Genomic DNA, 21,495 nt, shown 5'->3' with positions numbered 1-21,495 from the left:
GGTGAGGAGCCCGCCGAAGCGGGCGTCTCGAATCTTGCAGGTCCTGCGCCTCCGGCGGCCTCTCAGGACGCTTCCTTGAGGACCGGCGCGGCAGTCTCTTCGGCCTTGAGCTCTTCGAGGCTGCGATGTCGGGGCTCGATGCCGAGTACCCAGACCGTGACGATCTGCACCACGAGCAAGCCGATCATCAGGGCCATGACGCCCGCCATGCCGCGCGACTCGAACAGCGACACGACCAGGAACGGCGTGACGATCGTGGCGCCGCGCCCCATCGTATTGACGATGCCTGACGCACGCAGCCGGACCTCGGTCGGAAACAGCTCTGGAATGTAGATGCCGAACAGGAGCGCGACCAGGACGTAGATCGGCACCGTCAGCGCGAAGCCCACGGCCGGCAGCAGGATCGGATCCGAGATCATGGGATAGAGCATTCCCAGCGCCACCGAGATCAGCGACGCGCCGATGATCGTTGGCTTGCGGCCCCAGCGGTCGGCGGTCAATGCACCGATGGCCGCGCCGATCGGCGCGCCGAGCGCCATCAGCAGCGAATAGCCGAACGATGTCGCGACCGACAGGCCCTGCTTGACGAAGAACACGGGCAGCCAGGTCACGAAGCCATAGAGCAGGGTGTTGATCGTGATCAGGCAGATGGCGCCGACGATCATCCGTGACAGCAAGGGCGCAGTGAACAACGTGCCGAGATCGGGAGCGACCGGAGCGGGTGTCGTGGGCGCTGGAGCAGGCAAGGGCTGTCCTTGCGCCGCTTCCTTCTCGATCGCCTGCATCAACGCTTCCGCCTCGGCGGTGCGTCCCACGGCTTCGAGCCAGCGTGGGGATTCCGGCAGCGACTTGCGCATGTACCAGACGACGAGCGCGCCGATGCCGCCGAGCACGAACATCGAGCGCCAGCCGAATTGCGGAACGAGCACGGATGCGATCAAAAGTGCCGCTGGCAGGCCCGTCACGACGCATACGGCGGTGAGGCCGAGCCATTTGCCGCGGGTGCGGGCGGGTACGAACTCCGTCATGGTCGAATAGCCGACGACGTTCTCCGCGCCGAGCCCGACGCCCATCACGAAGCGGCAGGCGATCAGGAAGGCCATGTTCGGCGCGAATGCTGCGGCAAGGGAAGCGATGCCGAAAAGGAGCAAATTGAACTGATAGGTGAAGCGGCGCCCATGGCGGTCGCCGAGGAAGCCGGTGCCGAACGATCCCAGCATCATGCCGACGAACGTCGCGGAGATGAAGGCCGCGTTCTGAGCGAGCGTCGAAAAGCCTGATTTCAGGGTGACGCTGAGCACCGTCCCGGCAATGTAGATGTCGAAACCGTCGAAGAACATTCCGATGCCGATCAGCAGCATGATGCGGCGGTGGAATGGACCGATCGGAAGCCGATCGAGACGGCTGCCCGCGTTCACCGATGTCGACATTGACGCTCTCCCTTGACTGTCATTCTGATTGATGCGGCCCGCCTTCTATGGGCGGTCGGCCGGGTGCAGTTCTGCTAGTTCAGCCGCTTCTGATTGGCCGTGTCGCGATACCAGTCGAACGGCTGTTCGTGCGTCGCGACCATCACGCTCTTGGTGTTGAAGTGGTCGTTGAAGCTTTCGGTGCCGCATTCCCGGCCGATGCCGGAATCGTCGACGCCGCCCCAGGGCGAAGCCGGATCGAGCCGGTGATGATCGTTGATCCAGACGATGCCGGCCTTGACCGCGGCGGCGACACGGTGAGCGCGGGCGACGTCGCGGGTGCGGATGGCTGCGGCGAGGCCGAACGGCGAGTCGTTGGCGAGCCGAAGCGCATCGGCCTCGTCCTTGAACGGCGTCACCGAGGTGAAGGGACCGAACACTTCCTCCTGGAAGATGCGCATATTGGATTTGACGTCGGCGAACACCGTCGGCTCGACGAAATAGCCGTTGTCATGGCCCGGTACCTTCGCGGCGACACCGCCGGTGAGGAGACGCGCACCGTCGGCGTGACCATAGCCCGCATAGGCGAGAACGCGGTCGCGCTGCTTGGCCGAGATCACGGGGCCCATTTGGGTGCTGGGATCAAAGGGATCGCCGACGCGGATCGTGCGGGTCTTGGCCTGCAGCTTCTCGACGAACTCGTCGTAGATCGAGGCCTGGACGAGATGGCGCGAGGCGCAGACGCAGGTCTGCCCGGCGCCGATGAAGGCGCCGAAGGCGGCATAGTTGACGGCGCGGTCGACGTCGAAATCGTCGAACACCATCACCGGCGTCTTGCCGCCAAGCTCCATGGTCTGATGCGCAAACACTTTTGCGGCTGCACTGCCGGCGATGCGGCCCGCCTCGGTGCCGCCGGTCAGGACCAGCTTGTTGATGTCGCCATGCTCGGCCAGCATCTTGCCGGCGCTGGGGCCGAGGCCCAGCACGATATTGAAGACGCCGGGCGGCAGGCCCGCATCCGTGAAGATCTGCGCCAGCTTCAGGGTCGTCAGCGGCGTGTATTCGGACGGCTTGACGACGGTCACGCATCCGGTCGCCAGCACAACGGCGAGCGACTTGCACAGGATCATCAGGGGGTGATTGAACGGCGTGCAATTGGCGACGATGCCGATGGGGGTGCGGAGCGTGTAGTTCAGATAGGCGCCTTCGACGGGGATCACGGAATCGCGGCGCGACAAAGCGAGGCCTGCGAAGTAGCGGAAGAAATCGGGCAGGCGGGAGAGCTGGGCGCGGGTCTCGTTGACTGGGCGGCCGTTGTTGAGAGTCTCGAGCCGATACAGGCTGTCGAGATTGGCCTCGAACGCATCGGCGAGCTTGTTGACCAGCCTGGCCCTGGCGCGGGTGTCCATGCCGCCCCAGGCCTTGCCGTCGAACGCGGTGCGCGCGCTTTTCATGGCGCGGTCGATATCCTCAGCGGTTGAATTGGGAATGCGGGCAATGACATCGCCGGTCGCGGGATTGCGGACGTCCAGCATCGCGCCGTCTCCGGCTTCGACTTCCCGTCCATCGATGAAGTTGCCGTGGGTTTCGACGTCGATCGACGCGGGTTTCGAGGGAACGTTCATGATGACCTCTCTTCGACGATGACGGCGTTGCGCTTGAGCGCCGGCAGAACGCGTTTTTCGGTGTCCCCGATGTGGGCCTTGATGATGCGCGCCGCGGTGCGCGTTTCGCGCTGCTGCATGGCGTCGATCAGTGCGACGTGCTCTGCGACGAGCTTGGCCGGGTCGTGCCCTTTCAGGTTGGAAATACTGACGCGGACCAGCCGGTCGGCCTGGCCGATCAGGTCGCACAGCGCCGTCGCCATGCGGCGATTGCCGGAGGCATGGGCCAGCGTAGTGTGGAAGCCGCGATTGTAGGCGATGAAGTCTTCGTGGCTGCCCGAGAACCGGCGAAATTCGTCGAGCGATTTCAAAACGCTGTCCGGAGCGCTCTCGATCGCCTCGGTGACGCAGGCCGGCTCCAGCGCGAGGCGGAAGCGCAGGAGATCGCGGGCGTCCGAGAGCGAGATCGGCGTGACCCGATAGCCCTGACGGGGCTGGACCGTGACGAGGTGCTCGCGCTGGAGCCGCAGAAGCGCATCCCGAACCGGCTGCCGGCTCACCGAATAGCGTTCGGCCAGATCCTGCTCTCGCATTTCATCGCCTGGCGCAAAGCGACAGGCTAAAATATCAGCCCGCAGAAGATCGTAGATATTTTCGCGCAAAAGCATGGGAATTGGTGTCTCCTGCCGACTAATATCCTACTGGTGATATTTCACGTCAAGTGCCGAATGCTTGAATTTCCTGTCAATTGATTTATCAATCGGAGCTTCCAGGGCACGCGAGAGAGCGTGATCCGATCGATGCAGTTTGGGACAGGCCGGACATGGACAGGCTTCTTGCCAATGAGACCGTCAACGCCGCGCAGGCGGGCGAGGGGCCGCCGCTCTTTCTTTTCCATTCGCTGCTATCGGATCGGGCCAGCTTCGATGCGATCGTGCCGGAGCTTGCGGGGTCGTTTCAGACCATCGTGCCGGAGTTGCCCGGGTTCGGCCGTTCACGCCCGGTCGCGGGCGGGCTTGCTGCTGTCGCGGACCGGATGGCAGAGGCTGTGCGGGATGCCGCGGGCGGCGCGCCGTCGATCGTGCTCGGCAATGGCTATGGCGGCTTCGTCGCCTTGCAGATGGCGATCCGCCATCCGGGAATTGCCAGCCGGCTCATTTTGGCTGATTGCGGCGCGGCTTTCTCCGAGCCGGGCCGCGAGGCGTTCCGCAACATGGCGAAGATATCGCGAGAGAAGGGGCTGGAGGCAATCAGCGACGTCGCGATGCGGCGCCTGTTCGCACCCGACTTTCAGGCCCAGCATCCCGACCTGATGCGCGGGCGTCGGGAAGCCTTTCTGCGGACAGACCCCGATGTGTTTCGCGCCGCGTGCGATGCGCTGGCAAGCCTTGATCTTCGTGCCGAGCTCGCCGGCGTGAACGTGCCGGTGCTCGTCATGGTCGGCGAACAGGACGAGGCGACGCCGCCGCCGATGTCGCATGAGCTGGCCGCGGGATTGCCGCGCGCCGAACTCAAGATCATTCCAGGATGCGCGCACGTGCCACAGCTGCAAGCGCCGCAACTGTTTCTTGGCGCTGTCAAGGGCTTCTTGCTTTGATCGCCGTTCGGGCGTGCGTCTGAACTCGATGCTTTCCGAGCGGTTATTGGCATTGGCGCGAGGGCAAAGCCAAAATCGGCGATCGCGCAATTCGGCGCCTGTTTTGCCCGACGTGTCAAGCGTGCCTGCCGACAGGGCTCGCACCAGGCGGCGCGAAATTCTTCAATGATTTGTACTGTGCATGGGGTTGTTTTCGCGTTTTTTGTTTTGAGCGTCCCGCTTGCAGCGAAGACCTGAACGTCGTCCGCCGGAAACCGTATCGATACGGAGCGTCCTAAGGGTTTCTACATACAGTTCTGGCACTTTGGCGCGTCAACACCTGCACCCTGCATCGGCGCGTCTCATTGCGCGCACGAAAAGACCGGGCCGCGGGCATCGGAGGGGCGTAAGCCATGACTGCACTTGCTTCGGACGCCGGTCGCGCGAGGGGCGGGATCGTGCCGATCCTGTTGTGCGTCGTGCCGTTCAGCCAGATTCCGCTCGATGCCTATACGCCAGGCCTGCCGCAGATGGTGGTGGATCTCGCCGCTGACGCGGCGTCGATGCAGAACACCGTCACCGCCTACATGCTTGGCATGAGTCTCGCGCTGGTGCCGGTCGGCATCGCCTCCGATATGCTCGGCCGCCGCAACGTCCTGCTCGCAGGCCTGTCGGTGCTGATCGCGATGAGCATCGCCTGTGCGCTGGCGACCAGCGCCTCGCTCCTGCTCGCGCTGCGCTTCCTGCAAGGCATCGGCGGCTGCACTTGTCTCGTCGTCGCCTATGCGGTCGCCGCAGACTGCTTTCGTGGACGTGAGCTCACCGCGATTTCGGGACTGCTAGGAGCCGCGTGGGGATTGGCGCCCGTGCTTGCGCCGGCAGCCGGCGGCTTCATCGTCGAGCTGACGTCCTGGCGCGGTGTCTTCGCGGTCATTGCCATCGCCGCGGCAATCGTTGCCACGGTCGTCGTATTTCTTCTGCCTGAAACGTTGCCAGCGGAACGGCGTGCGCCGTTCGATCCGCGCCGCACCGCTCGTATCTTGCGCGAGGCACTCGTTCGCCGGGGCTTCCTGGCTTTCGTGCTGGTCTTCGCCGCTGCCGCCAGCGCGCAACTGGCGTTCGGCGTCGTCGCGCCGTTCTTCTACCAGACCGGCCTCGGCTATTCGGCGGCCATCTACGGCCTCGTCGCGCTCGGCCTTGGCGGCGTCAATCTCGCCGGCGAGCTCGGCTGCGCACATTTCGCGCGCTTCGTGCCGGCGCGCATGCTGGGGTTCGGCGCCTTCGCGCTGTTTCTCGCCGGCGCCGTGGTCCTGACCGCGACCGGCACGCTCTTCGGCCTCGATTTTGCGTCGATCACGATCGGCGGCGCGCTGGTGCTCGGCGGCTGCGGCGTGCTGTGCCCGATGATGTACGGCATGGCGCTCGGCCTGTTCGAACGCGACCACGGCCTGATCGGCGGGCTGATCAGCGCACTCTGCTATCTCGCGGTGAGCGGCGCCATGGCGATCGCGGCGGTCCTGCCTGAAGCGACGCCGGCGCCGATCGGATGGCTCTATCTCGGCCTCTGCGCCGTCGCCGGAACGTTGCTCGCGATCTCGCTGCCATCGGCGCGCCACTCGACACAGACCTAAGGGAGGAACCAATCATGACCACCGTTGCTATTCGCGGCACGTTCTTCGACTTCGTCGACGATCCCTGGAAGCACGTCGGCGACGAGCAGGCCGCGGCGCGCTTTCACCAGGATGGCCTCATGGTCGTCACCGACGGCGTGATCAAGGCGTTCGGCCCTTATGACAAGATCTCCGCCGCGCATCCGGGCGTCGAGATCACCCATATCACGGACCGCATCATCGTCCCGGGCTTCATCGACGGCCATATTCATCTGCCGCAGACCCGCGTGTTGGGGGCCTATGGCGAGCAGTTGCTGCCGTGGCTCCAGAAGTGGGTCTATCCGGAAGAGCTCAAATACCGGGATCGCAACTACGCGCGCGAGGGCGTGAAGCGTTTTCTTGACGCATTGCTGGCCGGCGGAACCACCACATGCCAAGCCTTTACCAGCTCCTCGCCGGTCTCGACCGAAGAGCTGTTCGAGGAAGCGAGCAGACGCAACATGCGCGTCATCGCGGGCCTCACCGGGATCGATCGCAACGCGCCAGCCGATTTCATCGATACCCCCGACAATTTCTATCGCGACAGCAAACGGCTGATTGCGCAGTACCACAACAAGGGCCGCAACCTCTACGCCATCACGCCGCGCTTCGCCTTCGGTGCCTCGCCGGAATTGCTGAGAGCGTGTCAGCGCCTCAAGCACGAGCACCCGGATTGCTGGGTCAACACCCACATCTCCGAGAACCCGGCCGAATGCAGCGGCGTGCTGGTCGAGCATCCGGACTGTCAGGACTATCTCGGCGTCTACGAAAAGTTCGACCTGGTCGGTCCAAAGTTCTCCGGCGGCCACGGCGTCTATCTCTCGAACAACGAGTTCCGCCGCATGTCGAAGAAGGGCGCCGCAGTGGTGTTCTGTCCGTGTTCGAACCTGTTTCTCGGCAGCGGCCTGTTTCGCCTCGGCCGCGCCACCGATCCCGAGCATCGCGTGAAGATGTCGTTCGGCACCGACGTCGGCGGCGGCAACCGCTTTTCGATGATCTCCGTACTGGACGACGCCTACAAGGTCGGCATGTGCAACAACACGCTGCTCGACGGCAGCATCGACCCGGTACGCAAGGACCTCGCCGAGGCCGAGCGCAACAAGCTCTCGCCCTATCGGGCTTTCTGGTCGATTACGCTCGGCGGTGCCGAAGGCCTCTACATCGACGACAAGCTCGGCAATTTCGAACCCGGCAAGGAGGCCGATTTCGTGGCGCTCGATCCCAACGGCGGGCAGATGGCGCAGCCCTGGCACCAGTCGCTGATCGCCGAAGGCGCCGGCCCGCGTACGATGGATGAGGCCGCGAGCATGCTGTTTGCCGTCATGATGGTCGGCGACGATCGCTGCGTCGACGAGACCTGGGTGATGGGCAAGCGTCTCTACAAGAAGAGCTGAAGCGGACGGCTGCCAATGAGCGCAACTCCTGACGCGGCCGGCCAGCCGGTCGCCCTCGTCATCCAACGCCGCATTGCCGACGATGGCTTTGCTGCGTTCGCACGGTGGAACGGCGAGGTCGGCGAGGTGCTCAAGGCATGGCCCGGCTTTCTCGGCCAAGAGGTGGTGCCGCCGCAACCGCCGGCGCATGTGGACTGGGTGACGATCCTGCGTTTCGCCAGCCCCTCCGCAGCACGCGCCTGGCTCCAGAGCGATGTGCGGGCACGACTCATCGTGGAAGTGCAGCGCTTCTTCGTCGGTTCGGAGGACGTCCATATCCTGCCCGACACCGGCGTTCAGCGCGACAGCGCGGTCTCGGCCGTCATCTCGTTCAAAGTCCCTGATGGGCTCGAGGATGCGTTCCTGAAATGGCAGCAGCGCATCCAGGCGGCGGAGGCCGAGTTCAAGGGGTTCTTGCGGCACAAGATCGAGCGACCGATTCCGGGCGTGCACGACGAATGGATCATCATCCTGTCGTTCGACTCTGATGCCAACCTCAATGCGTGGCTCGACTCGCCGTTGCGACAGACCCTTCTCGAGGAGGGCGAGCGCTTCAACGCCGGCATGAACGTGAAGCGGGCGAGCTACGGCTTCAATTTCTGGTTCCCGACCGGCAAGGCGCCGGCTCCCGAGCAAGGGCCGGGATTCATCTGGAAGAGCAACCTGATCGTCCTCCTGGTGCTCTATCCCGTGGTCTATCTCTGGGGCTACTTCATCAGCGCGCCCTTGATCGACAGAAACGGCGTGCCGGTCTGGCTGTCGCTTTTCGTCGGCAATCTCGTCAGCACGCAGCTGCTCGGCTGGTGGCTGGTGCCCGCCGCCTTCAGGGCGCTCGACTGGTGGGTGAGGCCGACGGCAACGCTCGGCCGCCAGATCGCGGGCTACGCGTTGCTTGCCGCGCTCTACGTCGCGTCGATGGCCCTGTACGCGCTGCTGCTCGCGTGGCATTGGGGACGGTGAGGCCGGGCCGGACGGGCGGCCTCAACCACCTTCTGGGCTCGTGACGACCATGTTCGCCCTGACATTTCTCGGGACCTCCGCCAGCGTTCCCTCGGCGGAGCGCAACCATCCGGCGCTCCTCGTGGAGGCCGCGGGCAAGCGTGTCCTGATTGATTGCGGCGAGGGCACGCAGCGCCAGTTGTTGCGCAGCGGCGCCGGCTTTCGGCGGCTCGACCGCATGCTGCTGACGCACGCGCATCTCGATCACATGCTCGGCATCCCCGGCCTCTTCTCGACGTTGGGCTTGCGGCAGACCTCCGACGTGATGACAATTCACGGCGGGGAAGGAACGCTCGACATCGTCGTCCGAATGCTCGCAGGCCTGTGGGGTGCGGGCAGGGCGCCGATCCCGGTCGAGTTCGCGCCGCTGACCGAAGGACAGGTCATTGACGCCGGTGAATTCGCCATCGACTGTTTTCCGGTTCGCCATCGCGACACCGACAGTTTTGCTTTCGTGTTCCAGAGCCCCGCGCGCCGTCGTCTTCGGCCTGATCGCCTCAAAGCGCTTGGTGTCCCCGACGGTCCCTTGCGCGGCGAATTGGCCGCGGGCCGGCCGATCGTGCTTGCCAACCGAACCGTCGACCCGGAAGACGTCCTAGGCCCGCCGAGCGGCGGCACGAAGCTCGTCGTGATCGGCGACACCGAGACCACCGAGGGGCTGTCGCAATACGTTGCCGACGCCGACATGCTGGTGATCGAGGCGACGTTTCTCGATCGCGACGCGCCGACCGCGCGGAATTATGGCCACCTCACCGCGGCAGAAGCAGCTTCCTTTGCAGCCACGAACAACGTCGGGCAGCTCATGCTGACGCATCTGTCGGGACGCTACGAAGACGAGGAGATTCTCGCCGAAGCCGCAAAGATCTTCCCGAGCACCCGGATCGCCGCGGACTTCGATCGCATCGTCGTCTGATCAGCCTGCCGCGAGGCTTGGCCAAGGTTGAGGCCAAGACCGGCTGAAAAGGGAGCAGCAAGACGTTTCGCTCGAGCGCGAACGCAGCGAGAACACGCGACGATATTCACAGAAGGACTGGACCCCGAAGGTCAGCGCGGCTATATGAGCGGCCTGCGAGCGCTGATTTGCCGAACGTCAGCCAGCCTTGCAGGACTTCCGGAGAAAGCTTAGCAATTTCAAGCGCTTCGGTGGGGAATGGTGTAACGGTAGCCTTTCTGATTTTCGGCTAACCCTTTGATTTTCCAACGATGGTTTTGTAAGTAACCCCGGTCTGCGCCCGAGGAATTCCGGGTAAAACCGCGGGTTTGCAAAACTCGGCTCTTGCTCAGGGGAGCCAGCGGGAACGAGTGCTGCTACAGTCCGCGGAGGTTGTAGGCGGCCGCTGCGGCAGAGGTCGCGTCTCTCACGCCCCGGACAGGTATGGCAATCGTTCGCAAGATTGTGGTCACGAATTTCAGAAGCCTCGAGAACTTCAGCTGGGAGCCGCAACCAGGGGTCAACGCCCTTATCGGTCCTGGAGATAGCGGCAAATCGACGATCCTTGACGCGATCGATTACTGCCTGGGCGCAAGACGCAATCTTCAGTTTGCAGATAGCGACTTCCACTGCCTTGACGTCTCGCAGCCTATCAACATCACCGTCACGCTCGGTAAGCTCGATGATGCTTTGAAGAGCATCGAGTCCTACGGCCCCTTTCTTCGTGGGTTTGATGCCCTGACTGGTGACGTTGCCGAAGAACCGGACGCCTCACTCGAGACTGTCCTGACGCTGCAATTGGTAGTCACAGCCGATCTTGAGCCTCAGTGGACCCTTGTCTCCGAACGTGCAGCCTCTCAGGGGCTTACCCGCAATCTCGGCTGGCAGGATAGGCTGAGGATTGCTCCAACGCGGCTTGGAGCCTTTTCAGACCACAATCTGAGCTGGCGCAGGGGCTCGATTCTCAACCGGCTAACCGAGGAGCGCCCGGATGCATCAGCCGCACTTGTTGCCGCCGCGAGAGAAGTTCGTGCGAGCTTTGGCGAGCAAGCAGAGGAACAATTGAGCGAGACTTTGGCGATCGTTGCCGGCGCGGCGAAGGAACTGGGAATCTCCCTCGGCGGCGGTATCAAAGCCTTGCTCGACTCGCATTCCGTGTCGGTTAGCGGAGGCACTATTTCCCTTCACGATCAGAACGGTGTGCCACTCAGGGAGCTTGGCCTTGGCTCAGCCAGACTTCTTATTGCTGGACTGCAGCGCAAAGCTTCCGCGAGCTCGCCGATCGCGCTGGTCGATGAACTCGAGTACGGCTTGGAACCACACCGCATCATTCGGTTGGTCGATGCGCTCGGCGCAAAGGAGCTGGATCCGACACTGCAGGTATTCATCACCACCCATTCTCCCGTCGCGGTTCGCGAACTCTCCGGCGAACAGCTCTTCGTTGTGCGCGAAGTAGATGGGCAGCATTCAGCCCGTCGTGTCGGTACGAATAATGACGTTCAGGGCACGATTCGTGTCTTTCCGGAGGCGCTTCTCGCGCCGTCAATCCTCGTATGTGAAGGTGCTACTGAGGTTGGCTTCATGCGTGGCTTGGACCAACATCGAGTCTCCGCAGGCAAATCGGCTCTTGCCGCAAACGGGGTCGCGCTTGTCGACGGCGGTGGCACCAATACCTTGCGCCGCGCCAACGCCTTTCGGTCACTTGGCTACCGAACCGCAGTGTTGCGGGATAGTGATGCTCCGCTGAATGCTGCCGCGGAAAAGCGTTTTTTAAACAATGGTGGCACTATTTTTTCATGGACTACAGGCCGGTCCATTGAAGATGAATTGTTCGAAAGCCTGCCAGACACCGGCATCGATGGGCTTCTGGATAAAGCGATTGAGTTCAAGGAACACTCGTTGGTGCGGGATCACATCACTTCCGCATCCGACAACAGCATTAGCCTTGCGGAAGTACAGCGCCAGATCCAGCGTGGAGTAATTCCGCGGGAGACCCGAGCGGTTCTCGCGAAAGCGGCGAAGAGCGGCGCTGGCTGGTTCAAAACTGTGTCGGCGATGGAGCAGGCGGCCCGCGAGGTGATAGGCCCGACACTCGGCAATGCAGATAGAGCGTTTCGGGCCAAGGTCCTTTCCATTTTCCGTTGGGTCCGAGATGACTAACAAGCTAAACCTACTTGCCATCGAGCGCGGGCTGGTCATCGCCCCAGCGGGATGCGGGAAAACCCAGTTGATCGCGAACGCGCTGGAGGAACACGATTGCAGCAAACCGATCCTCGTGCTGACTCACACAAATTCCGGAGTTGCTGCTCTACGAAGTCGTCTCGAACGCGCCGGTGTGTTGCCATCGAGATATCGGCTCTCAACCATTGATGGGTGGGCTATTCGACTGATCTCGACCTTTCCATTGCGGTCGGGACATGACCCGCAGATCATCGAAAGGCAGCGGCCGAATTATCCCGCCATCAGAAGCGCAGCGGCAGCGCTTCTAAAATCAAGGCACGTCAACGACGTGATCGCGGCCAGCTACTCGCGCCTGCTGGTCGACGAGTACCAGGACTGCTCGCTTCGTCAGCACGCGATTGTTTACCATGCTGCCAAAGTACTTCCAACTTGCGTTGTGGGTGATCAGGCGCAGTCAATTTTCGATTTTGGCGATGACGATCTTGCTGACTGGGATAAGCATGTTTGCGAGCACTTTCCAATAGCTGGTGAGCTTTCCTATCCATGGCGTTGGCATAACGCATCAGCCCCGGACCTGGGCGAGTGGCTACTTGAATCGAGAAAAAGGTTGATCGCCGGGAGGCCCATAGATTTGCTCGGCGCTCCCTCCGAAGTCACCTGGATAAAGCTTGACGGTTCAGCCGACGATTATCAAAAGATGCTCAAAGCTGGCCGCGTCAGGCCGCCCGGAGATGGGTCCGTTCTCATCATTGGAGAAAGCACCAGCCCGGCAAGCCAGCAGAGGTTCGCCAGTGCGATCCCAGGTGCAGTGACGGTCGAGGCCGTCGACCTGCGGGACCTGGTCGCCTTTTCAGCGCGACTGGATGTGCGATCGTCGGGAGCCGTAGAAGTGGTTGCTGATTTTGCCGAAAGTCTGATGACCAATGTTGGTTCGGCAGACTTGGTGCGACGCGTCGGCGCTCTCCTGCGAGGTACGGCGCGCCGGGAGGCGAGCAATGTCGAAATCGCAGCAATGGCGCTGCACAGCGATCCCAGCATACAGCGCGTCCGTGATCTGCTAGTAGAAATCAACAAGGATGCCGGCGTGCGCGTCTTCAGGCCGGCGGTGCTGCGCGCCTGTATGCGAGCACTTGAGCTGTCGTGCGGACCGGATGCGGTCAGCTTCCCAGAGGCGGCCGTTCGTATTCGTGAACAGGGGCGAGCTACGGGCCGTAAAATCAGCGGACGGTCTGTGGGCAGCACGCTTACGCTCAAGGGTCTAGAGGCCGACGCTGCCGTGATACTCGACGCAAGTGGAATGAACGCTCGAAATCTCTACGTGGCAATGACGAGAGGCGCGAAGCGCCTCGTTATCTGCAGCCGCAACTCAAGTTTGACCCCTCGGTGGTAAGCTCGAGGCTTAGGTCCTCTTCCTCAATCTTCTCTGCCGTTGACCACCTTCAGCCGCTGCTGCCCGTCGGCGCCGACCTTCATCTGGTCCTTAAAACGCATGTAGTGCTCGACGTTCTGTCTCGACATGCCGATGTCATTGGCAATTTGGTCGACGTCGTAGCCGGCCTCGGCGCGGGCGAGGATGCCGGTGCCGCGTAGACCATGAATGGTCGGATGGTCGGCGTCTTCTGGGTCAATGTCCCATTCGTACTTTTTGACCTGGCTGGCGACCCATAGCTTCCAGCGCTTGCACAGCGCGCGGCCGTGCTCGGTGTCTTCCAGCCAGCGATTCCAGCGTGCACGCAAACCGTCGCCAGTGTATTGCACGCCCTTCGGCGAGTAGAGATACAGGTCCTCGCGGAAGCGATCGATCGGCTTCTTCCAGCGCGGGTTGGTGTAGCGCACCGGCGTCTCCGCCCAACGGTCGAGCTCAAGTATATCAGCCGTCGCGAGCGGGATGTGGAAGGCGCGCCGGCGCTTGCGCGTCTTCTTCGGCCGGCACCAGATGCCATTTCGCTCGCGGTGCTCCGGCCCCATCCTGATCATATCGCTGCCGCGCTGACAGGTCATGACGCCGAGCCGCATCATTCGCACCAGGTCGGGCGGGGCATGCGCGCGCACGTGCTCGATCGCGAAGGCTGGCCAGGGCACGTGCCCGCGATCCGGGATCTCGAAGTCGCGCACCTTGTCGAATGGATTAACCTCGGCAAGCGCAAGCGGAATAGCCCAATCCCAGATCGTGCGGCCGACCGAGAGCATCTGGTTGGCCATGACAGGCGTGTCTTTCATTGCATCGCGTGCTGTCTGTACAACGAGCGGCACCAGCTCGCCGACGGCAACGAGGCCCCAGGTCTCCGCGGATTCGAAGCGACGCATGTGGACGTTGTAATTGCTCTGCGTGCCTTCGGAGAGCCGCTTGAATTCATCGCTGTCTCGGTAGCGGGTGATCAGGACGCCAACCGATCCGGGCGGCAACTTCGACGGCATCGCGTCGCGCCGCCGCTTCACTTCTCGCCAGAACGCATCCGGCTGCGTCTCCGCGCTCGGCAGCTTGATGCGCTCGCCCTCGCGAGCAGTGCCGCGCCCAGGATTCCAGTAATAGTAGGTGTAGACCTTGCCGTTCGGCTTGCGAACGATGGTCTTTTCGACGCCCTCAGGCAGCATCACGCCGGCTTCCCGGTTTCTTGCCAAAGTTAGCCGCTCCCTTCAGGGCGGCGTCGAGACCGGCAACCGCCCTGCCAGATAGCTTACGGTCAACGTCTTCCCAGCGCCAGCGAGCAGTGCTGGTCGGAAAACTATCGCACGGGGCGGGCAGAGTGCCGTCTTTGACCCAATTGTCCCATGTGTCCGGCGAGATTTGCAGCTCTGCTGCGCCGGTTTCTCTGCTGACATAGGCCGGAGTGCGGTCCCCGCGAAGCAGGTTTTCGTCCTTACGGATGGTCATCTCGGACCGTCTCGGCCAGGAGAGGGACAAACCAGGTGCGCGTGCGACGTTTCGTCCCTCTTCTGGGAGGCACCGTTGCGCGCGTTCGTAAGCTGCCATCAGCTTTGTTGTTGCGGCGGGCCTTGATCAGCAATTTCGTCTCCGATCCTTCATCGCCCGCTGAGATACGTGCAGATTCGGCGGCAACTCCAACGGAAAAGGGCGGAAATCAATTTCCGGCCTTGGAGAAATACGAAATAGGACTTGATGTTTTGTCGACACGGAGGGACCCTTTTTCCGGGACCTGAAAACCCGAGTCGAGTGATTTGCCGAAATCCCGAAGTTTGCCTCGCCTGTCAATTGACCGGGGGCGGCGGAATATGTCCAGGGGCATGAGATAAAGCCCTAAAGGCCGCCGGCCCGAAATCACTCGCGGCTTTTCAGCCCCCGGTCTTGCAGTCCGAATTGGTTTTCAAAAAGGAGAATCCACTATGCACCCGTTGCCATATTCCGAAGAGGCAGTTGCGCCGGAAGCGATCCGGTCTCGCGTGTTGGCCGTGAGCTGCTGTCGTGATGTGCCAATCAATACGCTATGGGGCGCGATGCGAGCGGCGGCTCACTTGGACGATGATGCTCAGAACGATTTGTTGTTTGCGTTCGCGAGCGACTTCGAAATCAGTCTGGATTGGCTGCTTGCGGGTAGGCCGAACGGGGTCGCCCCGAGGCTGATCGAGCTTGCCGCCGGCATTTTATCGCCTGATCTCAGTCACCCCGCGTTTTCCAGGTGACAATTCATGGGATCATCGAGGGATGAGAACTTCCTGCCGCTCGGACCGGCATTGGAGGAATATGGACAGTGGCGGATTGACCATTCGTCTGGTCTACCGCCCTTTCTATGTCGAGCGGGTAAATCTCCCAAAGCGGCAGAAGCACTCGCGGCAGCAGCCGCGCGTGGTTGGACACGATGGCGGAATTCGAAAGATGCTTGGGTGGATCTGCAGGAAAAGGTCGCTCAAGGAGATATCGAATTTTGGGCGAGGAAAGGTTGTCCGAGCGAGGAGTTGGTGCAAATCGATGGTGTCGCGGTCCGATTTTATGACATTGAAGATATCGAAACAGGTGTTTTGAGTGGACCGGGTGAACGACTCTATGACGTTCGCTTCTGCGATGGTTCGATAAAGACATCACCCCAACAAGCGCGCGGACGTCGCGAGGAGTATTTGTACAGCACCGGCCTTTTGACCTACCTGATGTCATTGTTGGAGGAGGCAGATCAGAGAATGAGAGATCTCCATCGGAAGGCATATCCGAAGGAGCCTGCCGAAAATGCTCCGTCGGCGTTTCCCTCCACGATTGGCAACCTGGAAGCCGGGTTTGCGGACCATTGCCTTCCAATACGGCGTCCCGGCAAAAGCTTTAATCCCCAAAAAAGACCGCAAGAATCGTCGGCCGGTGACTGGCTGAAGGAGCACGCTGCTCCTCTTGTTGAGCGGTGCCGGGCTCGGAAGCCCGCCAGCGGAAATTAATTCCCGCCCCTTTCCGTTGGGAGAAGTCATGCGAAGCCCGTAAGTCACCTTCATTCGATTCAAACACATGGAGGTGGCCTATGGGCCTGTTTTCGAGCATCGTGGAAAAGCTCTCTCGCTCAACGAGGTCGGAAGACTTCGCGAATGTTCTTCCCGAAATTGAAGCAAGCCTTGAGCGGCTGAGGCAGCAGCGTGCTGATCTGGCGGAGGAGCTCGAGGCGGCGATCTGTGATTCTCCAACCAAAGTTCAATCGGTCCGCAAGGCGATTCGTGAAAACGAGGACGAGCAAGAAACACTCTCGACCGCGCGAAAAGTAGCGCTCCGTCGTCAGAAGTCGGCGCAAGCTGATGAAGAGCGCAAGCGGCTGGAAGGGCTTTCGAGCGAAGCCAAGCGGGTGCAAGCTGATCTCCGTCAAGTCTACATCGAGCTGGACCGTCACTTCTCAGCGGCATCGGATCTTCTATCGAAGGCGCGAGATGCCGAAGAAAAGCTCCGGTCCACGAATGAACTAGTGCTCCGCCACGATCGGCGCGATCTTATCGTCCGCAGCCCTTGGTGGCATCTCGGCAACGTCATCGGGACTTCGCATCACGTTGAGGAGTTTCCGGTGACCGGAGTGCTCATCCGTGGCTATTACCCTTCATCTCCAAAGGCTGGACCCGCCTTAGCGCGTATGAAGGACGTCGAGCTGCCCTCATAATTGATGCAGGAGCGGCAAATGAATGAAGCGTTAGATGAGCCGGAGGCTGCGGAGCCTTCCTTTCTGGCCCTGGTTGCTCCAGCGCCGGTCACTCCGATCGCAGCGGAGCTTCATGCGTACTTTGCGAGGGGCGGCTCAAAGGCCGATGCGGTGCGGCTCGTTGAGGCTATCGAGCGTGCCGCGTCTCGCCAGCCGGCGCGCAAGCGCGAGGGGGCGGCCAGTAAGGGATCGCGGCTTCCTTCCGACTGGGCACCTTCGTCATCGGAGCTCGCGTATGCAATCAGCGCGGGCCTCCCGGAGCAGCGAATAGCCTTTGAGATCGAGAAATTCCGCAACTACTGGCTTTCAAGAACGGGCGCCGGTGCGACCAAGCGCGATTGGAGTGCGACTTGGCGAAACTGGGTTCTAAACGCATTGGAACGGCAACATGGATTCCGTGATCCAAACTACGGCGCCGCTGGCGCTGCCAGACGTTCAGCATCCGGATCGGATGCCGTCTTGGCCGGCATGGGTAAGCTCGCGGCTCGCCTTGATCAAAATGGTCGACCAGAAATCGGTGAAGCACGGGCGATACGGAAATATTCCGACCCTTCCCCGCAATTCGCTCTTGAGCCCCCCAGAACGCGCTGAGTGCGAACGGTACGCGGCCGCAATGGGGGCCCTGTTCGCTCAAACGCCCGACGGAGCGGCCCGGTGGCGCGACGAGACGTTAGCCGTCGTCACTTGGCTTATGTTGAACCGCGCCTCTCAGCACCAAAACGAGCTTGGCGTAGAGGCCTCTGGCGAGGCCTACCTGGTTGCGCTTGTGGACGTGCCATGGTGGGCCGTTAAAGCCGCGGCGTTTCGGTGGTGCAGGGGCGATTGTGGGGCGGCTCCAAACGGCCGTCCGTACGAATACCAATGGCGGCCGGATTCTGCGGCTCTACGTGGGCTAGCCCTCGAGGCCGCCTGGAAGCTGAGAGAGCCCTGGTTGCTGCCCATTGAGCGCCTCCTTGCGGCTGAGCCGCTTGTCGAGTTCGACGAGGCGCACTGCGCGAACATGCAGCGTCGGTTTTCCGAGCTCGCTGCGGAGCTGAGGAGGTTGGGTTAGGGGAGGGTGGTCTTCAAGGCGGGCCTTCGCTGCGTCGAGTCTCTTAGTGGGAAATGCCGCAATCTGCGGCATTTTCTGAGGACTACTTTGGCGTCTTTCAACCGTTCCCAATCGGAACAGTTGGGAGATCGGCGGCGGCTTCGCGCGACTCCGGCTTATCCTCGAAAACCTATTCCGACAAGGAACAGGTTTTCGGAGTCAAAACGCGGCTTCGTCGACCAGGACGAGGTCACTTGTGTGTGTACGTGGGCACCGGTCGGTTAACGGCGGCGGCGCCTGCGATAATGCCCTACCGTGGGATAGCAGCCAAAGGGTACACCCGGCCTAACGCGTGAGGGTGGCTGCCGGCGAGTGGACATCGTCGTAAGTAGACGCAACCCGTACGCCTGCCATCGGCAGTGCGGGGTCCGATAGCGACATCCTGGCTCCGCTAGTGCATGATCGTCGAGGACATGGGAAGCATCTCGATTGCGAAAGCGTCGGGATAGCTCGCCTATGTCCTCCGCAACAAACCTTCACCTGCTGTGCATTTGACCGTTGCTTGCCTTTGAATCCGCCGCTTCCAATGCGCATGACGAGACGCCCGCGGTGCCCAAGTCTAATTGTTCTCAATCGGAACAATTAGAGCGCGACGGTGCGGAGCGACGCGTGGGCGAACCCACAAACCCCTGACGAATTGTCAGGAGTTTTCGAGCAAGACGTTGCATCGAAACCCTTCCTGATTGGAAGGGTTTTGGCTTCAGCTGCTATCCTGGAGAACCCTTTAGGCCTGGCCTATTCGATCGCCGGAAGGCATTCGGTAAACGCAGGATCAACGGCGCTCGACGGGAAGGCCCAGGAATTCAGCGGTCTTGATGCCCGCCTCCATGCCGCCGGAGATGCCACGATCGACGTAGGCGACGACGGCTTGCACGCCGCCGCGAGGCCTTCCGGCAGCGGGTTCTGGGCATCGACGCGGGCGAACAGCTTAAGTGTCGGCAGGCCGCCCGGCATCGACGCGATCATCTTACGAACGTGGCGAAGGGCGGGCGCCCACGATCTGGAAAAACCAGTGAGGAGTTGTTACAGGTTTGCGAGCCCGACCTGCCGGAGACCGCATTGCGGGATCTCAGTGTATCCCGTCGGTTCTCATCAGGGGTGCCCACCTGTGGGCACCCCCAATCCTTCCAAAACGGAAGTATTGGCTTTGGATGACGCTGTAGCCTCCACCTGTTCTCCCACGGAACAGGTGGCCGAGGTCACAGGCTCGTGCCGAACGCCGTGACACTGAAGGCTTGGTGCCAATGCACGGTGAAAACTTCGCAGATTGCGAAGATTAAGTCCAAGCATGGGTCCCTCTGGCTATGCAGAATCGACGCGGGTAATTCGCACCCCGGACTTTCGCTAGCCGGAGTTTATAAAAAGCTGCCTTGACACACTTGACGTGCTTGACACTTTACAACTGACTTTCTCGCGAAGGGATTCGTCATGAGCGGGATGACACAAGCAGAATACGCTCGGCATCGCGGCGTCACTCGTCAAGCGATCAGCCATCTAATCACGGCGGGCCGGATTCCAGACTCCGCATTCGTCAACGAGAACGGCAAGCGTTTGATCGATGCTGCGGCCGCTGATTTCGCGCTCGGTGAGACGCGCGAGCGTGTTCTAGTCGGGGATGCCGGGGGCGATGATCCCGAAGCCTTTGACCCTACGTTCGGATCGAATGCCGGTGCCTCACGATCCCTGCAAGGCGAGAACATCGCCGCGCTCACGCGAGCGCGAACGGCCACCGAGATCTATCGTGCGCGAATGGCCGAGCTCGAGTTTGATGAAAAGGTAGGAAAGCTGCTGCTCGCCGACGACGTCAAGCAGTCTATCGAGAAGATCGCTTCCACAATCGTTCGCGAGCTGGAGGATATTCCCAATTTTGCGGATGAGATCCTCGCCGCGGGTACGCGGGACGGCGCCCTAGGTGTTCGAAATGTTCTGAAGAGTTTGATCCGCAATGTCCGCCTAGGGCTCGAGCAGCGAATTGAGCAGCTCGCAGATGATCAAAGTGCCGCGCCGGACTGACCGGACAGCGGCCAGCCTGGCATTAATTCACCCAGCGTGTGTTGGGATCTGCAGCTAAAGAATTCTGCCGATTTGTCAGAATTCTTTCCGAAAGCCGGAGCTTGCGCTGTTCTCGCGCAGAAACTCCCAATAGTGGACAGCCGATCAAAACTGTTCTCTTTGGGAACAGTATCGGCGGCCGGCTCTTCCTCCGGAATTGGCCCTGGCCGGTTGCCAGGGTCAATCCATCGCGGAGCTGTGGCTCGGTTTGGCGACGAAAACCCACCTTTCTCACCCTTTCTGTTCTTTCCTAGACACCGCCTCGGCGTAGTCAGTGAACGTGGGCTCGGTAGCCACCGGCGGTGTGGAAGTCGGCTTTCTCCCTTTCAACGGCTTCCGCGCCGCCGAACTCAACGAGAAAGGAATCTTCGAAATGCTGACCAAAGCTACAGCTGACGCATGGAAAGCCGAATGGGCCGCCACTCGGCTTTGCAGGCCGAGTTCGATACGCCCGACGCGTATGCTGCCTATCAGCAGGCAGTGAACTTTAGCGCAGCCAACTGCATCGGAGGACGGACAATCAAGGGCGACACGCTCGGCTTCAACCCTGTCTCGATGCTGGATCATCCCGCGTAGGTCGAACAGTCCCCCTCAATAATGCGGGCGTAGAGTGGTCTCACCGCCCAACGCCCGCAACCACAGTCTTTGAGAAAATCGGATGATTCAGTCCGAAGTTCTCGGTTCGCTTTCGATCGTTATCGGCAGCGACTGACTCGGGTCACGAAAAGGCCGCGGCTAACGCTGAGGGCTGGCTGGTATCGAACAGGAGAGAGCTGGCGACCACCGTCGGCAAGTTGAGCTTCACGAACGTTAGTCTGCGAGCCATGGACCCTGTTCTAACCCGCAGGGGTCGCTTTCGATAACGCTCGATTATCGACGTTCATGAAGCCGCTCATTCTGGGAAATCCAGCCCCAATCTCCGGATTGAAGCCGCTCCGTCTGCGTTACCCTGCCTCGCAGCAAGTTCGTAATAGCGAGCCGCCTCGCCGAAATCCTTTGGCAGGCCACCGCGGCCGGCTTCGTAGAAGCCTCCAAGCTTAACTTGCGCTTTGGCAACGCCTTGGTCGGCAGCAAGCCGGTAGAGGCGCGCGGCCTCGCGATCGTCCTTCAGCAGGCCACCGCGGCCGGTCTCATGATATCCAGCAAGCTTGAACTGCGCTCCGGGATTGCCCTTCTGCGCTGCCGTCTTAAAGAGGCGCGCTGCCTCACGATCGTCTTGCGGCAAGCCGCCGCGGCCAGATTCGTGGAACACAGCGAGATTGGCTAGCGCTACAGAATCACCATTGTCGGCAGCAACTTTGTACAAGCGCGCTGCCTCCCGGTCGTCCTTCGGCAGGCCTCCACGGCCGGTTTTGTATAACCGAGCGAGTGCGACTCGAGCATCATCATCGTCCCCATCGGCCGCTAGCTTGTATAGACGAGCTGCTTCACGATCGTCTTTCGGGAGGCCA

The 21,495-nt window shown here is 61.5% G+C and carries 18 protein-coding genes; 12 read left to right on the top strand and 6 right to left on the bottom strand.

The genetic code is table 11. The features are described from left to right. Nucleotides 1–62 precede the first annotated feature (62 nt). The 3 genes from AC1RQP_RS05940 to AC1RQP_RS05930 form a co-directional block, all read right to left on the bottom strand. A complete protein-coding gene (locus tag AC1RQP_RS05940; protein ID WP_492936232.1) occupies nt 63–1,430 on the bottom strand; it encodes an MFS transporter in 1,368 nt (455 codons plus the stop codon). A 74-nt stretch (nt 1,431–1,504) separates the two neighbouring features. Continuing rightward, entirely contained in the window at nt 1,505–3,034 is a 1,530-nt protein-coding gene (locus AC1RQP_RS05935; protein WP_492936231.1) for an aldehyde dehydrogenase, read from the bottom strand. Continuing rightward, nucleotides 3,031–3,681 (bottom strand): GntR family transcriptional regulator, encoded by a 651-nt coding sequence (locus AC1RQP_RS05930; protein ID WP_492936230.1) that lies wholly within the window; start codon nt 3,679–3,681, stop codon nt 3,031–3,033. Before AC1RQP_RS05930 ends, AC1RQP_RS05935 begins: the two co-directional genes overlap by 4 nt. A 155-nt stretch (nt 3,682–3,836) precedes the next feature. Between AC1RQP_RS05930 and AC1RQP_RS05925 the strand changes: the two genes are divergently transcribed. From AC1RQP_RS05925 to AC1RQP_RS05895, 7 genes are all read left to right on the top strand, one after another. Beyond that, on the top strand, nt 3,837–4,610 hold the full coding sequence (locus AC1RQP_RS05925) for an alpha/beta fold hydrolase (RefSeq protein WP_492936229.1): 774 nt from the start codon (nt 3,837–3,839) through the stop codon (nt 4,608–4,610). A 392-nt stretch (nt 4,611–5,002) separates the two neighbouring features. Continuing rightward, nucleotides 5,003–6,220, top strand: coding sequence for a multidrug effflux MFS transporter (locus tag AC1RQP_RS05920; RefSeq protein ID WP_492936228.1), 1,218 nt, complete (start codon nt 5,003–5,005; stop codon nt 6,218–6,220). 14 nt (nt 6,221–6,234) lie between these two features. Next, nucleotides 6,235–7,632, top strand: coding sequence for a guanine deaminase (gene guaD / locus AC1RQP_RS05915; protein ID WP_492936227.1), 1,398 nt, complete (start codon nt 6,235–6,237; stop codon nt 7,630–7,632). 15 nt (nt 7,633–7,647) lie between these two features. Continuing rightward, entirely contained in the window at nt 7,648–8,631 is a 984-nt protein-coding gene (locus AC1RQP_RS05910) for an antibiotic biosynthesis monooxygenase (RefSeq protein ID WP_492936226.1), read from the top strand. 49 nt (nt 8,632–8,680) lie between these two features. Continuing rightward, the gene (gene rnz, locus AC1RQP_RS05905) at nt 8,681–9,583 is read left to right on the top strand and encodes a ribonuclease Z (RefSeq protein WP_492936225.1); all 903 of its coding nucleotides are present in this window, start codon (nt 8,681–8,683) and stop codon (nt 9,581–9,583) included. Nucleotides 9,584–10,045: 462 nt separating this feature from the next. Beyond that, nucleotides 10,046–11,761: an ATP-dependent nuclease gene (locus tag AC1RQP_RS05900; protein ID WP_492936224.1), complete on the top strand. Its 1,716-nt coding sequence runs from the start codon at nt 10,046–10,048 to the stop codon at nt 11,759–11,761. Continuing rightward, nucleotides 11,754–13,172 (top strand): UvrD-helicase domain-containing protein, encoded by a 1,419-nt coding sequence (locus AC1RQP_RS05895; RefSeq protein WP_492936223.1) that lies wholly within the window; start codon nt 11,754–11,756, stop codon nt 13,170–13,172. Before AC1RQP_RS05900 ends, AC1RQP_RS05895 begins: the two co-directional genes overlap by 8 nt. 23 nt (nt 13,173–13,195) lie before the next feature. Here the strand turns inward: AC1RQP_RS05895 and AC1RQP_RS05890 are convergent, their stop codons facing one another. After that, entirely contained in the window at nt 13,196–14,380 is a 1,185-nt protein-coding gene (locus tag AC1RQP_RS05890; RefSeq protein ID WP_492936222.1) for a hypothetical protein, read from the bottom strand. Next, the gene (locus AC1RQP_RS05885) at nt 14,367–14,657 is read right to left on the bottom strand and encodes a helix-turn-helix transcriptional regulator (RefSeq protein WP_492936221.1); all 291 of its coding nucleotides are present in this window, start codon (nt 14,655–14,657) and stop codon (nt 14,367–14,369) included. Before AC1RQP_RS05885 ends, AC1RQP_RS05890 begins: the two co-directional genes overlap by 14 nt. A 968-nt stretch (nt 14,658–15,625) precedes the next feature. On the opposite strand from AC1RQP_RS05885, the gene AC1RQP_RS05880 reads away from it, so the two are divergent. The 5 genes from AC1RQP_RS05880 to AC1RQP_RS05860 all read left to right on the top strand — a co-directional run bounded on the left by AC1RQP_RS05880 (nt 15,626) and on the right by AC1RQP_RS05860 (nt 20,620). Next, nucleotides 15,626–16,162, top strand: a complete 537-nt coding sequence (locus AC1RQP_RS05880; protein WP_492936220.1) for a hypothetical protein — start codon at nt 15,626–15,628, stop codon at nt 16,160–16,162. Nucleotides 16,163–16,242: 80 nt separating this feature from the next. Beyond that, nucleotides 16,243–16,863, top strand: a complete 621-nt coding sequence (locus AC1RQP_RS05875; protein ID WP_492936219.1) for a hypothetical protein — start codon at nt 16,243–16,245, stop codon at nt 16,861–16,863. A gap of 18 nt (nt 16,864–16,881) precedes the next feature. Further along, nucleotides 16,882–17,493: a DnaT-like ssDNA-binding domain-containing protein gene (locus AC1RQP_RS05870; protein WP_492936218.1), complete on the top strand. Its 612-nt coding sequence runs from the start codon at nt 16,882–16,884 to the stop codon at nt 17,491–17,493. 1,927 nt (nt 17,494–19,420) lie between these two features. Next, the gene (locus AC1RQP_RS05865; RefSeq protein ID WP_492936217.1) at nt 19,421–20,005 is read left to right on the top strand and encodes a hypothetical protein; all 585 of its coding nucleotides are present in this window, start codon (nt 19,421–19,423) and stop codon (nt 20,003–20,005) included. Between the two features lie 450 nt (nt 20,006–20,455). Then, a complete protein-coding gene (locus AC1RQP_RS05860) occupies nt 20,456–20,620 on the top strand; it encodes a hypothetical protein (protein WP_492936216.1) in 165 nt (54 codons plus the stop codon). Between the two features lie 316 nt (nt 20,621–20,936). Here the strand turns inward: AC1RQP_RS05860 and AC1RQP_RS05855 are convergent. Then, nucleotides 20,937–21,495: tetratricopeptide repeat protein (locus AC1RQP_RS05855; RefSeq protein WP_492936215.1), on the bottom strand; the 559-nt coding region annotated here is incomplete at its 5' end.

Source organism: Bradyrhizobium sp. GW821-FHT13H06 (genome assembly GCF_058803975.1).
Note: the sequence above shows the minus strand (reverse complement) of the source record. Positions and strands in the feature narration are given on the sequence as shown.

Coding starts and splice junctions, on each gene's coding strand:
- AC1RQP_RS05930 (WP_492936230.1), bottom strand. CDS start 3,681: ATGCTTTTGCGCGAAAATATCTACGATCTTCTGCGGGCTGATATTTTA.
- AC1RQP_RS05885 (WP_492936221.1), bottom strand. CDS start 14,657: ATGACCATCCGTAAGGACGAAAACCTGCTTCGCGGGGACCGCACTCCG.
- guaD (WP_492936227.1), top strand. CDS start 6,235: ATGACCACCGTTGCTATTCGCGGCACGTTCTTCGACTTCGTCGACGAT.
- AC1RQP_RS05925 (WP_492936229.1), top strand. CDS start 3,837: ATGGACAGGCTTCTTGCCAATGAGACCGTCAACGCCGCGCAGGCGGGC.
- AC1RQP_RS05875 (WP_492936219.1), top strand. CDS start 16,243: ATGGGCCTGTTTTCGAGCATCGTGGAAAAGCTCTCTCGCTCAACGAGG.
- AC1RQP_RS05900 (WP_492936224.1), top strand. CDS start 10,046: ATGGCAATCGTTCGCAAGATTGTGGTCACGAATTTCAGAAGCCTCGAG.
- AC1RQP_RS05935 (WP_492936231.1), bottom strand. CDS start 3,034: ATGAACGTTCCCTCGAAACCCGCGTCGATCGACGTCGAAACCCACGGC.
- AC1RQP_RS05870 (WP_492936218.1), top strand. CDS start 16,882: ATGAATGAAGCGTTAGATGAGCCGGAGGCTGCGGAGCCTTCCTTTCTG.
- AC1RQP_RS05910 (WP_492936226.1), top strand. CDS start 7,648: ATGAGCGCAACTCCTGACGCGGCCGGCCAGCCGGTCGCCCTCGTCATC.
- AC1RQP_RS05860 (WP_492936216.1), top strand. CDS start 20,456: ATGGGCCGCCACTCGGCTTTGCAGGCCGAGTTCGATACGCCCGACGCG.
- AC1RQP_RS05895 (WP_492936223.1), top strand. CDS start 11,754: ATGACTAACAAGCTAAACCTACTTGCCATCGAGCGCGGGCTGGTCATC.
- AC1RQP_RS05920 (WP_492936228.1), top strand. CDS start 5,003: ATGACTGCACTTGCTTCGGACGCCGGTCGCGCGAGGGGCGGGATCGTG.
- AC1RQP_RS05940 (WP_492936232.1), bottom strand. CDS start 1,430: ATGTCGACATCGGTGAACGCGGGCAGCCGTCTCGATCGGCTTCCGATC.
- rnz (WP_492936225.1), top strand. CDS start 8,681: ATGTTCGCCCTGACATTTCTCGGGACCTCCGCCAGCGTTCCCTCGGCG.
- AC1RQP_RS05865 (WP_492936217.1), top strand. CDS start 19,421: ATGAGCGGGATGACACAAGCAGAATACGCTCGGCATCGCGGCGTCACT.